Source organism: Zobellella endophytica (genome assembly GCF_003012775.1).
Classification (GTDB): Bacteria; Pseudomonadota; Gammaproteobacteria; order Enterobacterales; family Aeromonadaceae; genus Oceanimonas; species Oceanimonas endophytica.
In genome coordinates this window covers 187,126-208,308 of sequence record NZ_PXYG01000003.1, presented here as the reverse complement: position 1 = coordinate 208,308, position 21,183 = coordinate 187,126, and the positions used below count along the sequence as shown (strand labels likewise).

Genomic DNA, 21,183 nt, shown 5'->3' with positions numbered 1-21,183 from the left:
CCCTTCACTTGATGGCCAGGGCCATCGTCCGTTTTTTCGCCGGGTCTTTTCCCGTTGGCCGCTGGTGCGGGCGCGTCAGGAAATGTGAGCCGGGCCCGATATAGGGGCAGCACAAGTTCCCGTACTTGGCTTATCATCGACGGCTGATGTTCTTCTTTGGGGGTGAGCGGAATGGGCGGTAAGCAGAGATCCTTGGGCCTGATCCTGATCCTGAGCCTGGTGTGGTGTTGCGGGCTATGGCTGTCACAGCCGGTCCGGGCGGCCGAGCCGGACGAACAGGCTCTGGTGCTGTCCCAGCAGCTACCCGAATTGCGCCGGGCCCTGAACGAAGGACAGGCGCAACTGGCCGGCCAGGTGGAGGCCATCGATGATGCGCCGGCGCAGGCCTGGTTGCAGGCGGGGCTGGCGGCGCAGGCGACCAAGCAGCTGGAAGGCGAAAACCTGGCTGAGGCGGCGCGCCAGCTGTGGCAGCAGGTGCTGGACAACGAGCGGAGTGCCGAGGCCCGGCTCAGCGGGGCGCTGGAGCGGGCGGAGCTGGCCCACAGCGCAGACGAACGGCTGGACCAGGCCCGCCGGCAGCTCGACGAACTGGCCGGGCTGCTCACCGGCGAGGGCCGGAGTCAGTCGCTGACCCAGGTCGAGGACGACATCGCCGAGCTCAAGGCCCGCCAGAGCCTGCTGCTGAGCGAAGTGGAGCAGAAGCAACAGGCCCTGGCCCGGCTGGAGGAAGAGCAGCGTGGCCAGCAGCAGGCGCTGGAAACGCTGCGGCGCCAGGCCCCGGAGGAGGCGGCGCCGGCGGTGCAAGCGGAGAGCACCCCGGAACTGGCCGAGGCCAGGGAGGCGCTGCAGTCTTCGGTGCAGCGCCGGACCGACGCCCGCCAGCTGGCCGCCGAGCTGGACGGCCAGACCATACCGGTGCGCCAGGCGCTGCTGCAGCTGGAGATCCGGGCCCTGGCGCTGGCCAACCAGTTGCTCAACCTGCATATTCAGCAGCGGGAAGGCGAGTTCAACCGGCGGTCGTCGGAAGAGCTGCGGGCGCTCAGCGTCGAACTGCACCGGCTGGCCGAGCGGGAGCCGGAGGCGCAAACGCGGTTCGCCGCCGAGCTGGAGACGTTGCGCGGCCATATCGACGGGGTGGCGACGGCCTATGAACAGCTGCGGCTGATGCAGCAGCGGCGCGACGACTACGGTGAGCGGGAAACCCGCCTGACCCAGACCCTGGAGAGTATCCGCGAGCGGCTGGATATCGGTGGCCTGACCGAGGCGCTGGGAGTGCAGTTTCTCGACGAAAAACGGCGGCTCAATGAATACAAGGAGCCCCGCTTCTCGCTGCAGGTGCTGGAGCGGGATCTGGCCCAGTCCCGGCTGCGCAGCATCTCGTTGCGGGATCAACTGCGCGAGCTCGCCGGCCAGCCGAGGCCGCCGAGCGACGATCCGGCCCAGGGCGAGCTGCACCGGATCAAAACCCAGATCCTGACGCTGCAGCTGCAGGCCGAAGAGCAGCTTAGCGAACAGCTGCGCCAGAACGAGGTGCGGCTGCGGGAGTTGAACCGGCTGGTGGCCGAGCTGGATCAGACCCTGAGCGAGAGCCTGCTGTGGTGGCCGAGCCACGCGACGATCGGCGCAGGCTGGCTGAAGCAGGTGCCGGACGCGACCCTGAGCCTGCTCAGCCCGGGCAACTGGCTGCCGCTGCTGAAGCTGCTGCTGCTGGTGCTCGTCGCCAGCCCGTTCAACACCGCCCTGGCCTTGTTGACCACGGTGCTGCTGGTGTTCTGGGGGCGCAATACCCGGGAGCAACTGACGCTGCTCGCCGAGCAGAGCTCGCACCGCTATACCGACAATATCGGCCTGACCTTCAAGGCCATCGGCTGGAGCCTGCTGCGGGTACTGCCGGTGCCCTTGCTGCTGCTGCTCGCCGCCTCGCAGCTGGCGACGCTGGCCGATGCGGAGCCGGTGGCGGAGGTGCTGGCCGGGGCCCTGGGCAACATCGCCCTGTGGTGGCTGGCCGGACACCTGTTCCTGCTGTTCGTGCGCGAGCACGGGCCCGGCAACGCCCACTTCAACTGGCATCCCCTGCTGCTGGCGCGGCTGGGCACCATCCTGTCCTGGTTCCTGCCGGCGCAATTGTTGCTGCTCCTGGGGCTGGCGCTGAGCTTCAGCCATCCGGACGAAGCGGTGTACGACGTGTTCGGACGGCTGATCCTGTTGCTGATCACCGGGCTCAACGGCCTGGCGACCTGGCGGTTGCTGGCTCCCGGCAGCCGTCACGAGACCGCCTTTGTCAGCGACGGCAAGCGGCGTTTCATCCGGATCGGCATGAGCCTGCTGTTCGCGATCCTGGGCCTGTTGATCCTCGGTGGCTACCTGATCACCGTGGCCGAGCTGCTGCCGCGCTTTGTCGACAGCCTGGTGGTGCTGAGCCTGGTCTGGCTGGCCTACAGCCTGGCGGCGCGGGCGCTGATCCTGAGCGAAACCCACCTGCTGCTGCGGCGCAAGCGCGAGCAGCGCGCCAAGACGGCGGAAGAGGGCAACAGCATGGGCGAGGGCAATGTCGAGCTGCCGGACCCGCACCTCAGCCTGGAGGACATCAACCAGCAGACCCGCACCCTGCTGCGCACCGCCACCCTGACCCTGCTGGCGGTGGCCCTGTTCTGGGTGTGGGCCGAGGTGCTGCCGGCGCTGACCTGGCTGGACGGGGTGACGCTCTGGTCGCGCACCATCACGGTGGGGGAAAGCGAGGTGCTGAGCGCGGTCAGCCTGCAGGACTTCCTGCTGGCCATCTTCCTCGGCACCGTCTACCTGCTCGCCGCGCGCAACCTGCCCGGCCTGGTGGAGATACTGCTGGCCCGCAGCAGCCTGATGGACGCGGCCCACAGCTACACGGTGACTACCCTGTTGCGCTACGCCCTGGCGGTGATGGCGGTGATCACCGTGTTCTCCCTGCTCGGCCTGCGCTGGAGCGAGCTGCAGTGGATGGTGGCGGCCCTGACCCTGGGCCTGGGCTTCGGCCTGCAGGAGGTGGTGGCCAACTTCGTATCCGGCATCATCATGCTGTTCGAACGGCCGGTGCGGGTGGGAGACACCATCACCATCGGCGAGTTCAGCGGCACCGTGGCGCGTATCCGCACCCGGGCCACCACCATCATCGACTGGGACAACCGGGAGATAGTGGTGCCCAACAAGGCCTTCATCACTGAACGGCTGATCAACTGGACCCTGTCCGACAACGTGACCCGCATCGTGATCAAGGTGGGGGTGAGCTACGATGCCGACGTGGACCAGGCCAAGGCGCTGCTCGAGCAGATAGCAGAGGCGCACCCGCTGACCCTGGAGGAGCCGCCGCCCTCGGTGTTTTTCACCCTGTTCGGGGCCAGCACCCTGGATTTCGAGCTGCGCGCCTACGTGGACAAGATGAACGATCGCATGGTTACCACCAGCGAGCTGAACTTCGCCATCCTCAAGGCGTTCCGCCAGGCCGGCATCGAGATCGCCTTCCCGCAGATGGATTTGCATATCCGCCATCTGCCGCGGGAGGCGCCCGCCGCCGGCAGGGACGCGGCGGAGTAACCAAGGCCGGGTCAGGTGGCCGGCTGTGCCGGGGGACCGCAGCGGTGGTAGGGAGAGGCGGCGGCCACGGTGCTCAGGCTCGGCCCTGGCTCGACGTTCCCCGGATCCTCGACTTCCAGTCGTCCGGGCTGTTCGCCGGCGTTGAAGCGAAAATGCAGGGCATGGTGGTCGGCCACCTGAGGTGACAGCCAGACTTCGATGCCCTCATAGCGGACACCGCCGGCGCAGCTCAGGCAGACCTCCACCGCCTCGAACCGACTCCGTTGGTCGCCGCTGACCAGGTAGAGGCCGCCGTCGTCCAGGCTGACCAGGGGGCGGGCCAGGCAGTCGCCGCCCGGGCCATAGCTGCCATACAGGTTGGTGGGCAGGGCGTCCGGGGTGAGTGGAAACGACAGCACGGGCAGGGGCAGCCACAGCACGGCGGCCAGCATCGGGAGCGGTTTCATGGTGATATCTCCGGGTGGAAACATGGCTTGAAGTATATATGCCGGCGGAAGGCAGGCCGGCCCAAATGTCGTCATCTGTCAGGGGTTGACGCTGAATGAGTCCCTTCTATCCGGGACTTTTCCGTGGTGCCCGGATCCGCTCGACTTCAATTTCCGACTGCTTTAATCTGCGAACTTTTATTATGTTGCGACCTGTTAAAATGGGCGCGGCTATCTAAACTCTTATGAGTCCCTCATGATGAAGAGGTATCACCATGCTTCCGACAAAGTCGTTATTCGGGGACGGGCTCCGCTCTCTGTGTCTGCTGTTCGCCCTGTGCCATGGCGCCGTGGCGGCGGCAGAGCCCCTGCCGGCGGCCCAGGGCCCCGTACTGCTCAGCCTGACCGGCAATGTCGCTACCACCAATGCCGGCGAACGGGCTGATTTTGACATGGCGATGCTGCAACAACTGCCCCAGCACGAACTCACCACTGAAACCCCCTGGACCGAAGGCGCGCACCGCTATAGCGGGGTGCTGCTGCGGGATCTGCTGGCCCGGGTGGGCGCCAGCGGCGAACGGATCAGGGCCTTGGCGCTCAACCAGTATCATGTGGATATCGACTGGGCGACGGCCGCGGGCTTGCCGGTGCTGCTGGCCACCCACCAGGACGGCGAAGCGATGAAAATCCGTGACAAGGGCCCGGTGTGGATACTATTGCCTTTGTCGGACATGCCGGCCCTCAATACCAAGCAGCACCATGAGATGATGATTTGGCAACTCAGAACCCTGGACATCCGCTGACCGTGACCAAACTCAAGCTGCTCCTGCTGACCGGCATCGCCCTGCTGTTCGGTTTCAGTTCGCTCTACAGCTATCACCGGGATCTGGAGGTGGTACGCTATGTGTCGGCCACCATCAAGGCTATCGGCTGGGCCAGTTCCGAGCTGGAAACCGAGACGCTGAAATTCGACCATGCCCTGAGCGAGCTGGTTGCCGGCACCAGTGACGAAGCCAACCTCCAGTTGCGCTTCGAACTGTTGTGGAGCCGCGTCGACATCCTGCTGCAGGGGGAGGAGAACCAGCCGCTGCGGGAGCAGCCCGGCATGCTGCCCCTGCTGCAGCGTTTCCGGACGCAACTGGAGCGGTGGGAGCAGCCGGTCTACGGGCTGACCGCCGCCGACCGGGCCGGCATACTGGCATTACAGCAGGAGGTGGCCGCCTACCGGACCCTGACCCGGGAAATCAATGTGGAAAGCTTCTCCGGCGCCAATGTCTGGCAGCAGCTCAATATCATTCAGGACATCCGCCTGCGTTCCATGCTCTACCTGGCCGGCCTGTTCTCTAGCGGCGGCCTGATGCTGTGGATGCTGGTGCGGGAAAACCGGCGCAACCGCCACCTGGCCTATCACGACATGCTGACCGGCCTGCCCAACCGCATGTTCTTCTACCAGCTGATGGGCGATGCGATGGCCGCCGCCCAGAAGGAGCGGCATCGGATAGCGGTGCATATGGTGGACTTGAACGAGTTCAAGGCGATCAACGACAGCCTGGGGCACGAGGTGGGGGATCGGCTGCTGCGGATGGTGGCCGCGCGTCTGCGCCAGACTATCGGCGATCACGGTCAGGTAGCCCGGCTGGGCGGCGATGAATTCGTGGTGATCCAGCGGCTGGCGGAGGTGGTGGAGGCGGAGCAGATGGCGCAGCGGCTGTGGCGGTCGCTGTCGCGGGAAATCCGGCTCAACGACGGCTGCCTGTCACCCATGGCCTGTATCGGCACCAGCCTGTACCCGGATCACGGCACCACCATGCCCGAGCTGCTGAGCCATGCGGATACCGCCATGTATTACGCCAAGAACCAGAGCCAGGGTGCGGTACAGCTGTTCGAGCCGGGCATGAATGAGCAGCGGCTGCGCAGCCAGAAGATGGCGGTGGCGTTGCAGGCGGCCATCGAAAAAGACGAACTGGTGCTGCACTACCAGCCCATTTTCCACTTGGGCACCGGCCGTATCGAGTCCCTCGAGGCGTTGCTGCGCTGGCAATCGCCGGAATTCGGCCGGGTCTGTCCGCTGGAGCTTATCGCGGTGGCCGAACATCACGGCCTGGCGCGCGCGCTCAACGAGTGGGTGCTGTACCGGGCCTGCCGGCAGTTGCGCCAGTGGCAGCTGGCGGGCTTCGGCTGGCTCAAGATCAACGTCAATATCAGCCCCAGCATCTTTATGCGCGGCGAACTGGCGGAAGCGGTAGGTAAAGCGCTGCTGGTGACCGGGGTCGGCGCCGATGCCCTGGTGCTGGAGATCACCGAGGACACCAGCCTGTGGGATACCGCCGGCTCCATCGATACCCTGCATGAGCTGCGCCGGCTGGGGGTAGAGATTGCGCTGGACGATTTCGGCACCGGTTATTCTTCCTTCAGCCACCTGCGCCAGCTGCCGGTGAACAAGCTCAAGATCGACAAGTCCTTCGTCGCCGATCTGTCGACAGACGGCAGGGCGGTCAGCCTGGTCAAGACCATTATCGATCTGGCCCGCAGCCTGGAGATGTCGGTGACCGCCGAAGGCATAGAGCAGGCCGAGCAGCAGCAACGGCTGCAACAGCTGGGCTGCGAGCTGGGACAGGGCTACCTGTTGGCGAGGCCCATGCCGGCCGAGGAAGTGGCCGACTGGCTGGTAAACGACTGCCCGCCCTATTCCGAATCCGTTTGAGCGCGGGGCCGCCCTGCACTCCTGTTGTAGGGTCCATTTCAATGGACCTTCCAACAGCGGTGCCATATCCGGTCGAATAAATTCGACCCTACGGATTCCGCTGTCCATTTTAATGGACCATTCCACCACCGGTGTCGCGGTTTGGTCGACTACGGCTGCCTCACACCTCACGAACAATACGACCTTGGTCGGAATGTGCGCAGGATCGTCCTTTCGAAATTTGTCGACACTTTTTGTTTCGTAACGTGAAAAAACTGCTATTTTTTCGTTATGTAAAATTTAAATGTCGACAACATTATGCCCGTGCTTAGTGAAGATCTGACCCCCCGCCTGGTGGAAGCCGTGATTGGCGGCGAACTGACTCCCGGCACCAAGCTGTCCGAGCCCGAACTGGCCCGCCGCTTCGAGGTGGGCCGGGGCTCGGTGCGCGAGTCTCTGCTGCGGCTGGAAGGCCTGGGGCTGGTGGAGCGGCTGCCGCGCCAGGGCGCCCGGGTGGTGCAGCTCACCGCCGAGGGGCTGACCGAGTTGTTTGCGGTACGAGAGGCGCTCGAAGGCATGGCCTGCCGCCTGGCTGCCGCTGCCATTACCCGGGAAGAGGCCGAGGCACTTACCCGGCTGCTGGACGAGCACCAGAAGTTTGTCGACAGCCAGGAAGTCTACCTGCGCCAGCAGGGGGAGGAGGACTTCCACTACCTGCTGTTCAAGGCCAGCCACAACCAGATGCTGGTCAAGCTGTTGTGCGATGAGCTGTACCAACTGCTGCGCATGTACCGCCATCGCCTTTCCTATCGTCACTCCGACCCCCGGCTCGCCCTGCGGGAACATCGCCAGATCCTGGACGCCGTGCTCCAGGGCGACGGCGAGTTGGCCGAGCTGTTGATGCGTCGCCACGTGGCCCGCAGCCGCAACCACCTGTTGGCCCAATTCAATGAGGAAATGCAATGAAGCACAGTTTGTTCGAGGCCATAGCGGCATCCCGGCCCCTGGCCATCGTCGGCGCCGTCAACGCCTACAGCGCCATGCAGGCCGAGCAGGCAGGGCACCAGGCCCTGTATCTCTCGGGTGCCGGGGTGGCCAACGCCTCCTTCGGCCTGCCGGATCTGGGCATCACCAGCCTCAACGACGTGCTGGAAGACGCCCGTCGCATCACCGCCGCCAGCCCCTTGCCGCTGCTGGTGGACGTGGACACCGGTTTCGGCGGCGCCTTCAACATCGCCCGTACCGTCCGGGAGATGGAGCGGGCCGGGGTGGCCGCCATCCATATCGAGGATCAGGTGGCCCAGAAGCGCTGCGGCCACCGGCCCAACAAGGCCATCGTCTCCCGGGCGGAGATGGTGGACAGGATCAAGGCGGCGGTGGACGCCCGGGTTGACAGCCGCTTCGCCATCATGGCCCGCACCGATGCCCTGGCGGTGGAGGGCATGGACAGCGCCGTGGAGCGGGCCCTGGCCTGCGTGGAGGCGGGCGCCGACCTGATCTTCCCCGAGGCGATGGAGAGCCTGGAGCAGTACCACACCTTCTGCGACGCCGTGGGCGTGCCGGTGCTGGCCAATATCACCGAGTTCGGCCAGACCCCCCTGTTCAGCCAGCAGGAGCTGGCCGGCGCCGGGGTGGCCATGGTGCTTTACCCCTTGTCGGCCTTCCGCGCCATGAGCCGGGCCGCCGACACCGTTTACCGCCATATCCTGAACGACGGCCACCAGCGGGAGGCGGTGGCGCTGATGCAGACCCGGGAGCAGCTGTACCGGACCCTGGGTTACCACGACTATGAAGCCAAACTGGATGCACTGTTTGCACAAGGAGGACACCATGACTAACACCGAAGGACTGCGCGGCCAAAGTGCCGGCCAGACCGCCCTCTGCACCGTGGGCAAGACCGGCTCCGGCCTGACCTACCGGGGCTATGACATCGAGGATCTGGCCGCCAAGGCCCAGTTCGAGGAAGTGGCCTTCCTGTTGCTGAAGGGCTACCTGCCCAACCAGGGGGAACTGCCTGCCTTCAAGGCCCGGCTGCGCGCCAATCGCGGCCTGCCGGCGGCGCTGCGCACCGTGCTTGAGCAGATCCCGGCCTCGGCCCACCCCATGGACGTGCTGCGCACCGGCTGTTCCATGCTCGGCAACCTGGAAACCGAACACAAATTCAGCGAGCAGCAGGAGGCGGCGGAACGGTTGCTGGCACTGCTGCCCTCGATGATCTGCTACTGGTACCGCTATGCCCACGACGGCGTGCGCATCGACACCGCGCTCGACGACGACAGCCTCGGCGGCCACTTCCTGCACATGCTGCGCGGCCATGTCCCGCCGGAGCTGGACGTCAAGGTGATGCACTGCTCGCTGATTTTGTATGCGGAGCACGAGTTCAATGCCTCCACCTTCGCCGCCCGGGTGTGCGCCTCCACCCTCACCGATCTGCACTCGGCGGTGACCGCCGCCATCGGCACCCTGCGCGGCCCCCTGCACGGCGGCGCCAACGAGGCGGCCATGGCGATGATCGAGCAGTGGAGCGGTCCGGACGAGGCCGAGCGCGAGCTGCTGGCCATGCTGGCGCGCAAGGACAAGGTGATGGGCTTCGGCCACGCCGTGTACAAGGAAAAGGATCCACGCAACGCCATCATCAAGCCCTGGGCCAAGCAGCTGGGCCAGGCGGTGGGCGACCGGGTGCTCTATCCGGTGTCCGAGCGGGTGGAGGAGGTGATGTGGCGGGAGAAGAAACTGTTCGCCAACGCCGACTTCTACCACGCCAGCGCCTATCACTTCATGGGCATCCCCACCCGGCTGTTCACCCCCATCTTCGTGCTGAGCCGGGTCACCGGCTGGACCGCCCATATCATGGAGCAGCGCGCCCATAACCGCATCATCCGCCCCAACGCCGACTACGTGGGCCCGGGCCACCAGCAGTGGGTGCCGATAGCGCAGCGCTGAGCGGAAGCTCGAAGCTTGAGGCTGGAAGCCGGAAACCTCAAGCCTCAAGCCGGCCGTAGGGTCGACTTCAGTCGACCAACCCATTCATACGATGTCGACAAAGAGACAAGGAACACCAAGATGAGCGCCAATTTCGACCTGAACCAAAGACCCGATCCCGATCAACTGCTGGTCACCATCGCCGACTATGTGGCCAATACCGAAATCGCCTCCGCCGAGGCCTACAACACCGCCCGCAACTGCCTGATCGATACCCTGGGCTGCGGCCTGCTGGCGCTACGCTTTCCCGAGTGCACCAAGCACCTGGGGCCAACAGTGCCCGGCACCACAGTGCAACACGGCGCCCGGGTGCCCGGCACCTCCCACGAGCTGGATCCGGTGACCGCCGCCTTCAACATCGGCTGTATCATCCGCTGGCTCGACTTCAACGACACCTGGCTCGCCGCCGAGTGGGGCCATCCCTCCGACAACCTGGGCGGTATCCTGGCCACCGCCGACTACCTGAGCCGGGTGGCGGTGGCCCAGGGCAAGGCGCCGCTCACCATGCGTGAGGTGCTCACCGCCATGATCAAGGCCCACGAGATCCAGGGCGTGCTGGCGCTGGAAAACAGCTTCAACCGGGTAGGGCTGGATCACGTGCTGTTGGTGCGGGTGGCCTCTACCGCCGTGGTCACCAGGATGCTCGGCGGCAGCCGGGAGCAGATCATCGATGCCCTGTCCCAGGCCTGGGCCGACGGCTGCGCCCTGCGCACCTATCGCCACGCCCCTAACGCCGGCTCGCGCAAGTCCTGGGCGGCCGGGGACGCCACCGCCCGGGCGGTGCGGCTGGCCATGATCACCATGAAGGGCGAGATGGGCCTGCCCTCGGTGCTGACCGCGCCCAAGTGGGGCTATTACGACGTGCTGTTCAAGGGCGAGAGCTTCAAGGTCAGGCAGCCTTTCGGCAGTTATGTGATGGAAAACGTGCTGTTCAAGATCAGCTTCCCCGCCGAGTTCCACGCCCAGACCGCGGTGGAGTGCGCGGTGCGCCTGCACGACCAGGTGAAGGACCGCATCGGTGAGATCGACCGCATTGTGGTGACCACCCACGAGTCCGCCATCCGCATCATCTCCAAGGTAGGGGAGCTGGCCAACCCGGCGGACCGGGATCACTGCCTGCAGTACATGATAGCGGTGCCCTTGCTGTACGGCGACCTGGTGGCCGAGCACTACGAGGACGACTTCCACCGGGAGGACAGCCGCATCGATACCCTGCGCGACAAGATGGAGATAGTGGAAGAGCCGCGCTACAGCGCCGAGTACCTGGAGGCCGACAAAAGATCCATCGCCAACGCCATCCAGGTGTTCTTCAAGGACGGCACCCACACCGACAGGGTAGAGGTGGAATACCCCATCGGCCACCGCCGCCGCCGGGCCGAGGGCATCCCGGTGCTGGAGCGCAAGTTCCTGCGCAACCTGCAGACCCGCTTCCCCCAGGGGCGCTGCCGGCAGATCATGGATCTCTGCCTGGATCAGCAACGGCTGGAGGCCACCCCGGTGCAGGAGTTTATGGCGCTGTTTGTGATCAACTAAAAGGGGCGGCTGACCGGGGGCAGCCTACGGGATCCGCCGGGTGCGCCGTAGGGGGTGTTGTAGGGTCCACTTCAGTGGACCTCCCACCCACGGCGCCGGGTTTGCTCGACTGAAATCGACCCTACTCAGCCGTAGGGCCCATTTCAATGGGCCATTGGGGCGCGGGCGGCCCGCCTGCGCTCTACCCTTATCTTTTCGTTACCGCATTCCCGCGCCCGGCGTGGGAATGTCAGCCGTGCCCGTTCATTCCCCGCCATCCCAAAAGCCCTCCAAAACCCGCTGTGTCTTCAGACACCTTCAGCCGGAGAGAACCATCCACTCACTTACGCAAGCTCAACCTCAGCGGGTTGATCCAGCATGACTTTCCGCTGGTTAAACAGGTCAAACAGTGTATTCACCTCACCAACATGGGCCTGATCCGCACTCATGCCCAGCTGAAGCCTGACGACCCGTCTTTTCCCCTTCGTCAGGTCAACAGGTAACAAATCACCACGTTCCATTTTCCCGGCAATACTGCGCATCGGTAACCAGCCGAACCCCAGCCCCTGCTCGACAGACTCCAACGCCGCCGTCAGGCTGCTGACCGTCAGCCGCTGGTGTGATCCCAGCCAGCCGCTATCAAGGTTCTGGTTGCCTGAATCACGGATCACCACCTGGCGGTAACGTTTCAGTTCCGGTTGAAACACCTGTGTTTCGGTTGCCAGCGGAAATGAAGGGGCGCACACGCAAAGCAGTTCGATCTCGACCAAGGGTTCCAGCACGGTTTCTTTGGGGAGGCGGCTGGCAATCGCCAGCGACACGCTGCCAGACTCCATCAACTGTCCGGCCCCGGACAGTGCGGTTTCGAATACCCGTATCGAAACCGTTGGATAGGCCTGATAAAAGCGTTCAAAAACGTCCCGGATAAAATCAAACGGCAGCAGCACATCCACTGCCACATTGATTTCTGTCATCAGCGTCCCCTGATATGTCGAGGCCAGCGCTTCAATCTGGGTGGCATTATTATGTAAACTTTGTGCCCGAGGCAACAGACTGTGACCAAGGTCCGTCAAGGTGGATTTTCGGCCTTCGACAATAAACAAGGAATGCCCCAGCAACGATTCCATTTTCTTGATGCTGTGGCACAGGGCGGACTGGCTTTTATTCAATTTCTGAGCCGCCTTCATCGCGCTGCCCTGCTCTGCTATTGCAATAAAAGCCCGCCACATTTCTAAGGTTACACGCGCTGACATGAGTGATATCCCTTTAACCAACCAACTCTCAATATGTTTCTTTTTTATTCGATGACCATTCATGGACCATTGACTTAAAGCCAAGTTATATTGCAACGTAATGATGATCAACACAATGAATAAAAATTAAAGTGCGAACCTGAACCATGCAGCCACGGTATCAGACATCGTTCATACATGGGAAGATAGACCTTATGGAAAGGAAAAAGCATGAGTATTCAGTATCACCTTGACCAAGGTGGCTGTGCCCACAAAACGAGAGCACACTCTAAAAACGAAGTCGATGGCCGATAACACGCGGGAGGAAAACCTGGCAGAGTCAGCGTAGCTCGCGGCGCTGATGAGCAAGCTCAACACCGCCTCAATGCCGGTGAACACTGTGATTCGGGGGAGGAATACGGTGGCGCGTGGGACTGACAGCCTGCAGTGACATTGTGATTGCGTCCGGGAATACCTCCTTCTGTCGCTGGGGAAAGTCAAGAAGGGTTGGCCGCTTTTTTGACAAGCGGCCGCCATCCTGGGTCGGTGAGGATTACTGGCTGATTCTCTTGGCCAGCCTGGCCACATGCTGGCCTTGGAATTGTGCCATTGACAGCTCCTTGGACGAAGGCTGACGTGAGCCGTCACCGCCTGCGATGCACGCCGCCCCCAGCGGAGAGCCACCTTTTACTTCCGATAGGTCGGTCAGTTCGGATGCGGAGTAAGGCAGGCCAACCACCACCATGCCATGGTGAAACAGCGTCGTATGGAATGACTGCAAGGTGGTTTCATTGCCGCCGCCGGTGCCCGTTGAGGTAAACACGCTGCCGACTTTACCGATCAGCTTCTGCTCAAACCACAGACCACCGGTTTGGTCGAGGAAGTTGCGCATCTGGGCGGCCATGTTGCCGAAGCGGGTCGGCGTACCAAAAATAATGGCATCGTAGTTTGCCAGCTCATTGGGCTCGGCAATGGGTGCCAGCTGATCCAGTTGAATACCGGATTTCTTCGCAATCTCTTCCGGCACCAGCTCGGGGACGCGCTTAATGTCGACCTGGACATCACCGACGCTCTTTGCCCCTTCCGCCACCGCGTGCGCCATTGTTTCAACATGGCCATAACTTGAATAATATAGAACCAGTACTTTTGTCGTCATGGTGTTATCTCACTTTAATATAATTAAAAACTTGCAATGCGTTTCATGTTTTATCTTTACTGCCTGTCTTATTTCAGAAACAGTTGCTCAATGCGTTCGTTCGTCAGCGTGTCAGACACCACATGCTCGCCGTTGATAATCAGGCTTGGAATGCTGCGCAGGTTAAAGTCTCTGGCTCGCTTGAGGTCGGCTTCTACCGCCTGGCGGACTTCATCGCTATCCAGGACTTTGGCAAAGGCTTCAGTATCCAGGCCGATATTTCCCGCTGCGGCGATGATGACGTCACGATCGCCTATGTTATCGTTCACTTTCAGGTGCAGGCGCTGGATTTCATCGAAGTAATCCCAGTGGCTGTCTGAATGCCCCAGCAACTCTGCCGCCTTGGCGCCCAGCGCTGCCAAATAACCGCTCGGGTAAGAGAATGGCTGAGCACGCATGCCTTCAATATTAAAGCGAGTGGGATCATCCGCCTTTTGCTGGCAGGCGACCCAGTGATTCAGGATTTCCGATTTGGCAGCAGCCAGAGAACCAAAGCGCTGAACCATTTCTTCATCATTTCGCTGCAGTACAAAGCAGCGCTGTTTCACTTCGACATCGGCCCGTTCAACCAGCTTGCGCAACCTCGGGCTCAGGACATAACACCAACCACAGACCGCATCGTGAAAAAATTCAATTGTTACTTTAGACATGGCTTTCGTTTCCTTTGGGTTGTCTTGCTAACTGTTTTTTAAAGCCTGGCCAGGCATGGCTCGCTGTTCGTTAAGCTCGGAACCGATATTAGGGGGGGCGGCCTGATAAAAAAATTGAAAAGAGTGGTGCATTGATATCGAATTAATTCAAGTTTTTCGTAAGCGGCTGTTTTTATTGCATTAAATTGGTTTCATTACGGTGATGAGAACGAGCAATGGTTTAAAAAAATAAAGTATTGACTCCGAAAAGGAAACAGACGGTATCTGAAGGATGAACGCTGGTACTCGGCCTCTGTCGCAACTTCCGCATACAGGAGCGGGCTCGCTGCCCGGGCTCTTTCACACCGCGAATCGCCGGCCCACTGTGCACCATGCCTTTCAGGTCACCACAGGGGTCATCCGGATTCAATTCGGGCGAACAGGACGGAAGCCCGGCCGGATCGCAATGGCAGAGCCGAAGGGGCGCATGGACTCCCGCCTTCGCGAGCGTGACGGAAGAGAAGTGGAGGTGGCGGGGGAGCCGGGGCTCCCCCGCCGATCCGTCCGGCACCGGTCGTCCTCGCGCCGCCATAGCGTGACAAGGATCACAAATATAGATCGATAACGAACTGTTAGATTTATTGTTAACGATTTATTGGTTAATTTGTTTACGTAAATATAACTTCATTGTTCACATTTAACCCATGCCGGCAACATCGCCGGCATGGCAGTCACACAGGGAGAGGCCAATGGCGGTACATGAAATGAACAACCCCGAGCTGATGCCGTCCACCGACAAGGACAGGGACATCAACATCTGGGACTTCACCATGCTCTGGGCGGGCATGACCATCAACATGGGTGCCTTCACCATGGGCGCCCAGCTCTATCCGGGCCTGTCGCCCTGGACCATTATCGGCGCCATCCTGGCCGCCTACGCCATCGTCACCAGCATCCTGATCCTGGCCGGCGACATCGGCATCCGCTACGGCATTCCCTTCACCGTCTATATCCGCTCTTGCTTCGGCTACAAGGGCGCCAAGATCCCCGCCGCCTTCCGCGCCATTCCCGCCTGCTTCTGGTTCGGCTTTCAGACCTGGGTGGCGGCGGTCGCCATCGGCAAGGTGCTGGAGATGTGGGTCGGCTATACCAACACTACCATTCTGATCCTGATCTTCGGGGTGCTGCAGGTGGTGAACGCCGTCTACGGCATGAAGGCCATGGCCAAGTTCGACTGGGTGGCGATCCCGGCGCTGACCATCCTCATCGGCCTGGTCACCTTCTGGCTGCTGCAGACCAACGACGCCACCATCGGCGACGTGCTGGCCGCGCCCTCGCTGGACAACGGCTCCTTCTGGTTCGCGGTGATGGCCATCGCCGGCATCTGGATCACCATGGGCCTGAACAGCCCGGATCTCACCCGCAAGCTGGAGCGTTCGCGCGATCACTCCAGCAACAATTTCTTTATCCGCAACCGCAAGCCCTTTATCGCCCAGATCACCGGCCTTATCGTGATCGGCTCCGGCATCCTGATGGTGGGCATGATAGGCGGCATCCTCACCGGCACCTGGGATCCCATCGAGATAGTGCTCAACTCCATGAGTTCACCCATCGTGCTGATCCTGAGCATGCTGACCATCGCCTTCGCCCAGTGGTCCACCAATACCGCCGCCAACCTGATGCCCTCGGCCTATATCCTGATGAACGTCTTCCCCCGGCTCAACTTCGCCCAGGGCGTGGCCATCTCCGGTGCCATCGGCCTGCTGATGATGCCCTGGGTGTTCGCCGACAACCTGCTGTGGTTCAGCGTGATCACCTCCGGCCTGCTGGGACCGGTGGCGGGCATCATGCTGGCCGATTTCTACCTGCTGCGCCGCGGCCGGCTGAATGTTAACGATTTCTACGACCCCAAGGGTCCCTTTGTCTACCAGAACAACTACAACCTGCGGGCCTTCCTGGTGTACGGGGTGTCTTTCCTGGCCAGCGTTGTCTTTATGGATCTGGCCTTCTTCGTCGGCCTGACGGTGAGCGTGGCGGGTTACACCCTGCTGATGAAACCCATCGCCAAACCCGCCGGCGAGGTGGTGCTGCAAACCGAGTCCTGAGTGTATTAAAGCGTTAATCGTGCCTTGGCCCCCTCGCGGGGCCTTTTTTGTTGGTACGGGCTCGGGTTGCACCAATATGGATCTTGTGCACGGCATCATGCACCATTTTGGTGGAAAGGACTCAGTCAAGCGGGATAGCGGCGCCATTAATTCTTCAATATTGAATTTAAATTATTGAATTTATTATTATTTAAATAATTGGCACGAATTCTGTTAAGGCTTGTGTACAGAATCTTCGACCCTGATGTGTCCATATGACCCAGACTCCGGCACAAGCCCTGCAAGCCAGCTCCGGTTACGGCCAAAAGCGTAGCTGGCCGGCGCACCTGCGCCTGCGGCTGGAAGCCGATCCTGCTCCTGCGGGGGGCAAGACCCGGCTCAAGGGGCTGGACTTCGCCGGCCCCCTGCGCATCCAGCGGCCCTTCTATCCGGAAGGGGGCACCTGTCATCTTTACCTGTTGCATCCGCCCGGCGGCCTGGTGTCCGGCGACCGGCTGGCCATCGAGGTGACCGCCGAGCCCGGCGGGCAGGCGCTGCTGACCACCCCCTCGGCGGGCAAGATCTACGGCCGCGACAGCGCCGGTGTGGCCCAGGGCCAGCAGGTGCTGCTGCGCGCGGGCGAGGGCGCCGAACTGGAGTGGCTGCCCCAGGAGACCATCGTTTACCGGGGCGCCAACGGCGTGCTCGACACCAAAATCGAGCTGGCCGAAGGCGCCCGCTTTATCGGCTGGGATCTGGTCTGCCTGGGCCGCCCAGCCGGCGAGCAGTGGTTCGATCAGGGCCACCTGACCCAGCGCCTGCAACTGCACCGGGCCGGCCGCCTGCTGTTCAACGAACGCCTCTGCCTCGAGGGCGGCGACTGGTTACACCGGGACCAGGTGGGGCTGAACGGCGGCTGCGTGTTCGGCACCCTGATGGCGGCGGGGCCGGGGCTGGATGAGGCTTTGATCACCGCCCTACGCGAGGTCCTGCCGAGCCCCGATTTCACCGTGACCGAACGCCTGGGTGTGCTGCTGGTGCGCTACCTGGGCACTGATATGAATGCCTGCCGCGATGGCATGTGGCGGGCCTGGGGGCTGCTCCGCCCCGCCGTACTCGGCCGGCCCGCCGTTATTCCCCGCATCTGGCTCACCTAGGAGAGACATCAAGATGGAACTCAGTCCAAGAGAAAAGGACAAGCTGCTGTTGTTTACCGCCGCCCTGCTGGCCGAGCGCCGGCTGGTGCGCGGGCTCAGGCTCAACTACCCGGAGGCGGTGGCCTACCTGTCGGCGGCGGTGATGGAAGGCGCCCGCGACGGCCGCACCGTGGCCGAGCTGATGGGCGAGGGCCGGACCTGGCTCGGCCGCGACCAGGTGATGGAAGGCGTTGCCGAGCTGGTGCAGGAAGTGCAGGTGGAAGCCACCTTTCCCGACGGCACCAAGCTGGTGACCTTGCATCAACCCATTCAATAAGGAGGCGCCATGATACCGGGCGAATACCAGCTGGCCGGGGGCGACATCGCCCTCAATGAAGGCCGGCAGCGGCGCACCCTGAGCGTGGCCAACACCGGCGACAGGCCCATCCAGGTGGGCTCCCACTACCATTTTGCCGAGGTGAATCCGGCGCTCGTTCTGGATCGGGCCCAGGCGCTCGGCTTTCGCCTCGATATCGCCGCCGGCACCGCGGTGCGCTTCGAGCCGGGCCAGAGCCGCACCGTGACCCTGGTGGCCCTGGGCGGCAAGCGGGAAGTCTACGGTTTTCGGGGCGAGGTGATGGGCCCCATCGACCAGCAAGGAGCGCAAGATGAGCAAAATTAGCCGGCAGGCCTATGCGGACATGTTCGGCCCCACCCTGGGCGACCGGGTGCGGCTGGCCGACACCGAACTGTGGATAGAGGTGGAGCAGGACTACACCCGCTACGGCGAGGAAGTGAAGTTCGGCGGCGGTAAGGTGATCCGCGACGGCATGGGCCAGAGCCAGGCGGTACGCGCCGACAGCGTGGACACGGTGATTACCAACGCCCTCATCCTGGATCACTGGGGCATCGTCAAGGCCGATGTGGCGCTGAAGGACGGCCGCATCCACGCCATCGGCAAGGCCGGCAACCCGGATATTCAGGACAGGGTCACCATTAACGTGGCGCCCGGCACCGAGGTGATCGCCGGCGAGGGGCTGATCCTCACCGCCGGCGGGGTGGACGCCCATATCCACTTTATCTGCCCCCAGCAGGTGGAGGAGGCGATCTGCTCCGGCATCACCACCATGCTCGGTGGCGGCACCGGCCCCGCCACCGGCAGCAAGGCCACCACCTGTACCCCCGGCGCCTGGCACATCGCCCGCATGTTGCAGGCCACCGACCAGATGCCGATGAACTTCGGCTTTCTCGGCAAGGGCAACGCCAGCCGGCCCGAAGCCCTGCGCGAGCAGCTGGAAGCCGGCGCCATGGGGCTCAAGCTGCACGAGGACTGGGGCACTACCCCGGCGGCCATCGACTGCTGCCTGTCGGTGGCGGAGGAATACGACGTGCAGATCGCCATCCACACCGACACCCTCAACGAGTCGGGCTTCGTGGAGGACACCCTGGCCGCCTTCAAGGGCCGTACCATCCATACCTACCACACCGAGGGCGCCGGCGGCGGTCATGCGCCGGACATCCTCACTGCCTGCAGCTTGCCCAATGTGCTGCCCTCGTCCACCAACCCGACCCGGCCCTATACGGTCAACACCGTGGACGAGCACCTGGACATGCTGATGGTGTGCCACCACCTGGATCCCAACATCCCGGAAGACGTGGCCTTCGCCGACTCGCGTATCCGCAAGGAGACCATAGCGGCGGAAGACATCCTCCAGGATCTGGGGGTGATCTCGATGATCTCCTCCGACAGCCAGGCCATGGGCCGGGTGGGGGAGGTGGTGTGCCGCACCTGGCAGACCGCCCACAAGATGAAGGTGCAACGCGGCCTGCTGCCGGAAGACCGGGCGCTTGGCGCCGACAACTTCCGCGCCAAGCGCTACATCGCCAAGTACACCATCAATCCGGCCATCACCCACGGCATCGGCCACGAGGTGGGCTCGGTGGAGGTGGGCAAGCTGGCCGACCTGGTGTTGTGGAGCCCGGCCTTCTTCGGCATCAAGCCGGCGCTGATCATCAAGGGCGGCAGCATCGCCTACGCCCCCATGGGGGATGCCAACGCCTCCATCCCCACGCCCCAGCCGGTGCACTACAGGCCCATGTTCGGCGCCCAGGGGCGGGCGGCGGCGGCCAGCAGCCTGACCTTCGTCAGCCAGGCGGCGCTGGCGCGGGATCTGGCCAAGGATCTTGGACTCACGCGCAAGCTCGCGGCCTGCCGCAATACCCGCAGCATCACCAAGTCAGACCTCATCCACAACGGCGCCACCCCGGCGCTGACCGTGGATGCCCAGACTTACGAGGTGCGCTGCGACGGCGAACTGCTGCACTGCGAGCCGGCCACTGTGCTGCCCCTGGCCCAGCTGTATTCGTTGTTTTAACCGGTCTGCAGGCGATATGGGAGCCCGCCGTTTGGGGCGCGGGCGGCCCGCCTGCGCTCCACCAGCAAGGCTCGACTTGTAGGGTTGACTTGTAGGGTCGAATTTATTCGACCGAACCCGGCGCCGGTGTTGGAAAGGTCCATTGAAATGGACCCTACGGCAAAGCCGCCATCTGCGGTAGGTGGCCGATTAAAATCTGCCCTACGGAAACAACCACTTATACAGAGGAAACGTATGCTGAGAATTACCCAAAACCTGGGCCAGACGGATGAACCGGCACAGGATACCCTGACCCTGCCCTTCGAGCTGCGCCGGAAGGGGCGTTTTCGCGCCGTCAGCGACGCCGGCACCGAGGTGGGGCTCTTCCTCGAGCGCGGCCAGGTGCTGGCCCAGGGCGACAGGCTCAAGAGCGAGTGCGGCCGGCTGTTCGAGGTGGCGGCGAGCCCCGAGCCCATGGTCACCGCCCACGCCGCCGACTGGCCGGGTTTCGCCCGCGCCTGCTATCACCTGGGCAACCGCCACGTCACCCTGGAAATCGGCCCGCTCTGGCTACGCTTTCCACCGGATCATGTGCTGGAGCACCTGGCCGAGCACCTGGGCCTGTGGCTGGAGCACGGCGAGGCGCCCTTCAGCCCCGAGTCCGGCGCCTACCAGGGCCTGGGCGGGCACCACCACCATGATGATCACGGGCACCACCATGACCACTGAGGTGGGGGAACTGCTCGGGCTGCTGCACCTGGCCAGCCCGGCGTTGCCCATCGGCGGCTTCGCCTATTCCGCCGGCCTGGAGTCAGCCATCGATCTGGGCTGGGTGAGCGACGAAGACGGCCTGGAGCTGTGGCTGGCCGGCGCCCTGCAGGGGTTGGCGCACCTGGACCTGCCGGTGCTGCTGCGCCTGTACCGGGCCCTGGAGCGGAATGATCACGAGGCGCTGGCGCACTGGAACGACGTGGTGCGCGCCAGCCGTGAAACCCGTGAACTGTTGTTCGAGGACGAGCAGCAGGCCCGGGCCCTGGTGCGGCTGCTGAAGGGGCAGGGCACCGAGGTGGCGATGCTGCCCGCGCCGCCGGCATTGATGAGCGCCTGGGCACTGGCCGCCCGCAGCTGGGGGCTGAGCGCCGAGGGCGCGGCCCTGGGCTTTGCCTGGAGCTGGCTCGAAAACCAGCTCACCGTGGCCAGTAAAACGCTGCCGCTCGGCCAGACCGCCGCCCAGCGGTTGTTGCTGGCACTCAAGCCGGCATTGGCCGGGGCGCTGGCCCTGGCCGGTGAACTGCACGACGACCAACTGGGGCTGAGCCTGCCCGGCCAGGTGCAGGCCAGCGCCCTGCACGAAACCCAATATTCCCGTTTATTCCGGAGTTGA

General features: G+C 63.2%; 18 protein-coding genes. 14 read left to right on the top strand and 4 right to left on the bottom strand.

All coding sequences use genetic code 11. From position 1 onward, the window contains the following. The first annotated feature begins 171 nt into the window (after positions 1–171). Positions 172–3,567, top strand: a complete 3,396-nt coding sequence (locus C7H85_RS10000) for a mechanosensitive ion channel domain-containing protein (RefSeq protein WP_146140440.1) — start codon at positions 172–174, stop codon at positions 3,565–3,567. Between the two features lie 11 nt (positions 3,568–3,578). On the opposite strand, the gene C7H85_RS09995 is transcribed toward C7H85_RS10000, so the two are convergent. Then, a complete protein-coding gene (locus C7H85_RS09995; protein ID WP_146140439.1) occupies positions 3,579–4,013 on the bottom strand; it encodes a hypothetical protein in 435 nt (144 codons plus the stop codon). Between the two features lie 254 nt (positions 4,014–4,267). On the opposite strand from C7H85_RS09995, the gene C7H85_RS09990 reads away from it, so the two are divergent. From C7H85_RS09990 to C7H85_RS09965, 6 genes are all read left to right on the top strand, one after another. Then, on the top strand, positions 4,268–4,795 hold the full coding sequence (locus C7H85_RS09990; protein WP_210433617.1) for a putative pterin-binding protein: 528 nt from the start codon (positions 4,268–4,270) through the stop codon (positions 4,793–4,795). Between the two features lie 2 nt (positions 4,796–4,797). Next, the gene (locus C7H85_RS09985; RefSeq protein WP_245879633.1) at positions 4,798–6,696 is read left to right on the top strand and encodes a putative bifunctional diguanylate cyclase/phosphodiesterase; all 1,899 of its coding nucleotides are present in this window, start codon (positions 4,798–4,800) and stop codon (positions 6,694–6,696) included. Between the two features lie 297 nt (positions 6,697–6,993). Beyond that, positions 6,994–7,641: a GntR family transcriptional regulator gene (locus tag C7H85_RS09980; protein WP_106729564.1), complete on the top strand. Its 648-nt coding sequence runs from the start codon at positions 6,994–6,996 to the stop codon at positions 7,639–7,641. Next, the gene (gene prpB, locus C7H85_RS09975) at positions 7,638–8,513 is read left to right on the top strand and encodes a methylisocitrate lyase (RefSeq protein WP_106729563.1); all 876 of its coding nucleotides are present in this window, start codon (positions 7,638–7,640) and stop codon (positions 8,511–8,513) included. Before C7H85_RS09980 ends, prpB begins: the two co-directional genes overlap by 4 nt. Next, entirely contained in the window at positions 8,506–9,618 is a 1,113-nt protein-coding gene (gene prpC / locus C7H85_RS09970) for a bifunctional 2-methylcitrate synthase/citrate synthase (RefSeq protein ID WP_106729562.1), read from the top strand. Before prpB ends, prpC begins: the two co-directional genes overlap by 8 nt. Positions 9,619–9,738: 120 nt before the next feature. Next, positions 9,739–11,190, top strand: a complete 1,452-nt coding sequence (locus tag C7H85_RS09965; RefSeq protein WP_106729561.1) for a bifunctional 2-methylcitrate dehydratase/aconitate hydratase — start codon at positions 9,739–9,741, stop codon at positions 11,188–11,190. Positions 11,191–11,513: 323 nt separating this feature from the next. Here C7H85_RS09965 and C7H85_RS09960 read toward each other — a convergent pair whose 3' ends face one another. The 3 genes from C7H85_RS09960 to C7H85_RS09950 all read right to left on the bottom strand — a co-directional run bounded on the left by C7H85_RS09960 (position 11,514) and on the right by C7H85_RS09950 (position 14,246). After that, positions 11,514–12,422: a LysR family transcriptional regulator gene (locus C7H85_RS09960; RefSeq protein WP_210433616.1), complete on the bottom strand. Its 909-nt coding sequence runs from the start codon at positions 12,420–12,422 to the stop codon at positions 11,514–11,516. Positions 12,423–12,954: 532 nt separating this feature from the next. After that, on the bottom strand, positions 12,955–13,557 hold the full coding sequence (gene wrbA, locus C7H85_RS09955) for an NAD(P)H:quinone oxidoreductase (RefSeq protein WP_106729560.1): 603 nt from the start codon (positions 13,555–13,557) through the stop codon (positions 12,955–12,957). Between the two features lie 68 nt (positions 13,558–13,625). After that, positions 13,626–14,246: a DsbA family oxidoreductase gene (locus C7H85_RS09950; protein WP_106729559.1), complete on the bottom strand. Its 621-nt coding sequence runs from the start codon at positions 14,244–14,246 to the stop codon at positions 13,626–13,628. Positions 14,247–14,974: 728 nt separating this feature from the next. On the opposite strand from C7H85_RS09950, the gene C7H85_RS09945 reads away from it, so the two are divergent. The 7 genes from C7H85_RS09945 (at position 14,975) to C7H85_RS09915 (ending at position 21,183) form a co-directional block, all read left to right on the top strand. Then, a complete protein-coding gene (locus C7H85_RS09945) occupies positions 14,975–16,330 on the top strand; it encodes a cytosine permease (RefSeq protein ID WP_106729558.1) in 1,356 nt (451 codons plus the stop codon). A 254-nt stretch (positions 16,331–16,584) separates the two neighbouring features. Next, positions 16,585–17,466 carry an urease accessory protein UreD gene (locus tag C7H85_RS09940; RefSeq protein WP_106729557.1) on the top strand — a complete coding sequence of 294 codons (882 nt, stop codon included), beginning with the start codon at positions 16,585–16,587 and terminating at the stop codon, positions 17,464–17,466. Between the two features lie 13 nt (positions 17,467–17,479). Then, complete coding sequence (locus C7H85_RS09935; protein ID WP_106729556.1) at positions 17,480–17,782, top strand: urease subunit gamma; 303 nt, start codon at positions 17,480–17,482, stop codon at positions 17,780–17,782. Positions 17,783–17,791: 9 nt separating this feature from the next. Beyond that, complete coding sequence (locus C7H85_RS09930) at positions 17,792–18,127, top strand: urease subunit beta (protein ID WP_106729555.1); 336 nt, start codon at positions 17,792–17,794, stop codon at positions 18,125–18,127. After that, on the top strand, positions 18,114–19,820 hold the full coding sequence (ureC, locus tag C7H85_RS09925; RefSeq protein ID WP_106729554.1) for an urease subunit alpha: 1,707 nt from the start codon (positions 18,114–18,116) through the stop codon (positions 19,818–19,820). The genes C7H85_RS09930 and ureC overlap by 14 nt, the downstream gene beginning before the upstream one ends. 234 nt (positions 19,821–20,054) lie before the next feature. Beyond that, on the top strand, positions 20,055–20,528 hold the full coding sequence (gene ureE, locus C7H85_RS09920; RefSeq protein WP_106729553.1) for an urease accessory protein UreE: 474 nt from the start codon (positions 20,055–20,057) through the stop codon (positions 20,526–20,528). Then, positions 20,518–21,183, top strand: a complete 666-nt coding sequence (locus tag C7H85_RS09915; protein ID WP_106729671.1) for an urease accessory protein UreF — start codon at positions 20,518–20,520, stop codon at positions 21,181–21,183. The genes ureE and C7H85_RS09915 overlap by 11 nt, the downstream gene beginning before the upstream one ends.

Excerpts from the sequence above, each read along its gene's own strand:
- prpB (WP_106729563.1), top strand. The coding sequence starts at position 7,638 with ATGAAGCACAGTTTGTTCGAGGCCATAGCGGCATCCCGGCCCCTGGCC.
- C7H85_RS09965 (WP_106729561.1), top strand. The coding sequence starts at position 9,739 with ATGAGCGCCAATTTCGACCTGAACCAAAGACCCGATCCCGATCAACTG.
- wrbA (WP_106729560.1), bottom strand. The coding sequence starts at position 13,557 with ATGACGACAAAAGTACTGGTTCTATATTATTCAAGTTATGGCCATGTT.
- C7H85_RS09940 (WP_106729557.1), top strand. The coding sequence starts at position 16,585 with ATGACCCAGACTCCGGCACAAGCCCTGCAAGCCAGCTCCGGTTACGGC.
- C7H85_RS09960 (WP_210433616.1), bottom strand. The coding sequence starts at position 12,422 with ATGTCAGCGCGTGTAACCTTAGAAATGTGGCGGGCTTTTATTGCAATA.
- C7H85_RS09945 (WP_106729558.1), top strand. The coding sequence starts at position 14,975 with ATGGCGGTACATGAAATGAACAACCCCGAGCTGATGCCGTCCACCGAC.
- C7H85_RS09980 (WP_106729564.1), top strand. The coding sequence starts at position 6,994 with ATGCCCGTGCTTAGTGAAGATCTGACCCCCCGCCTGGTGGAAGCCGTG.
- C7H85_RS09950 (WP_106729559.1), bottom strand. The coding sequence starts at position 14,246 with ATGTCTAAAGTAACAATTGAATTTTTTCACGATGCGGTCTGTGGTTGG.
- ureE (WP_106729553.1), top strand. The coding sequence starts at position 20,055 with ATGCTGAGAATTACCCAAAACCTGGGCCAGACGGATGAACCGGCACAG.
- C7H85_RS09930 (WP_106729555.1), top strand. The coding sequence starts at position 17,792 with ATGATACCGGGCGAATACCAGCTGGCCGGGGGCGACATCGCCCTCAAT.
- ureC (WP_106729554.1), top strand. The coding sequence starts at position 18,114 with ATGAGCAAAATTAGCCGGCAGGCCTATGCGGACATGTTCGGCCCCACC.
- C7H85_RS09995 (WP_146140439.1), bottom strand. The coding sequence starts at position 4,013 with ATGAAACCGCTCCCGATGCTGGCCGCCGTGCTGTGGCTGCCCCTGCCC.
- C7H85_RS09915 (WP_106729671.1), top strand. The coding sequence starts at position 20,518 with ATGACCACTGAGGTGGGGGAACTGCTCGGGCTGCTGCACCTGGCCAGC.
- C7H85_RS10000 (WP_146140440.1), top strand. The coding sequence starts at position 172 with ATGGGCGGTAAGCAGAGATCCTTGGGCCTGATCCTGATCCTGAGCCTG.
- C7H85_RS09935 (WP_106729556.1), top strand. The coding sequence starts at position 17,480 with ATGGAACTCAGTCCAAGAGAAAAGGACAAGCTGCTGTTGTTTACCGCC.
- C7H85_RS09990 (WP_210433617.1), top strand. The coding sequence starts at position 4,268 with ATGCTTCCGACAAAGTCGTTATTCGGGGACGGGCTCCGCTCTCTGTGT.
- prpC (WP_106729562.1), top strand. The coding sequence starts at position 8,506 with ATGACTAACACCGAAGGACTGCGCGGCCAAAGTGCCGGCCAGACCGCC.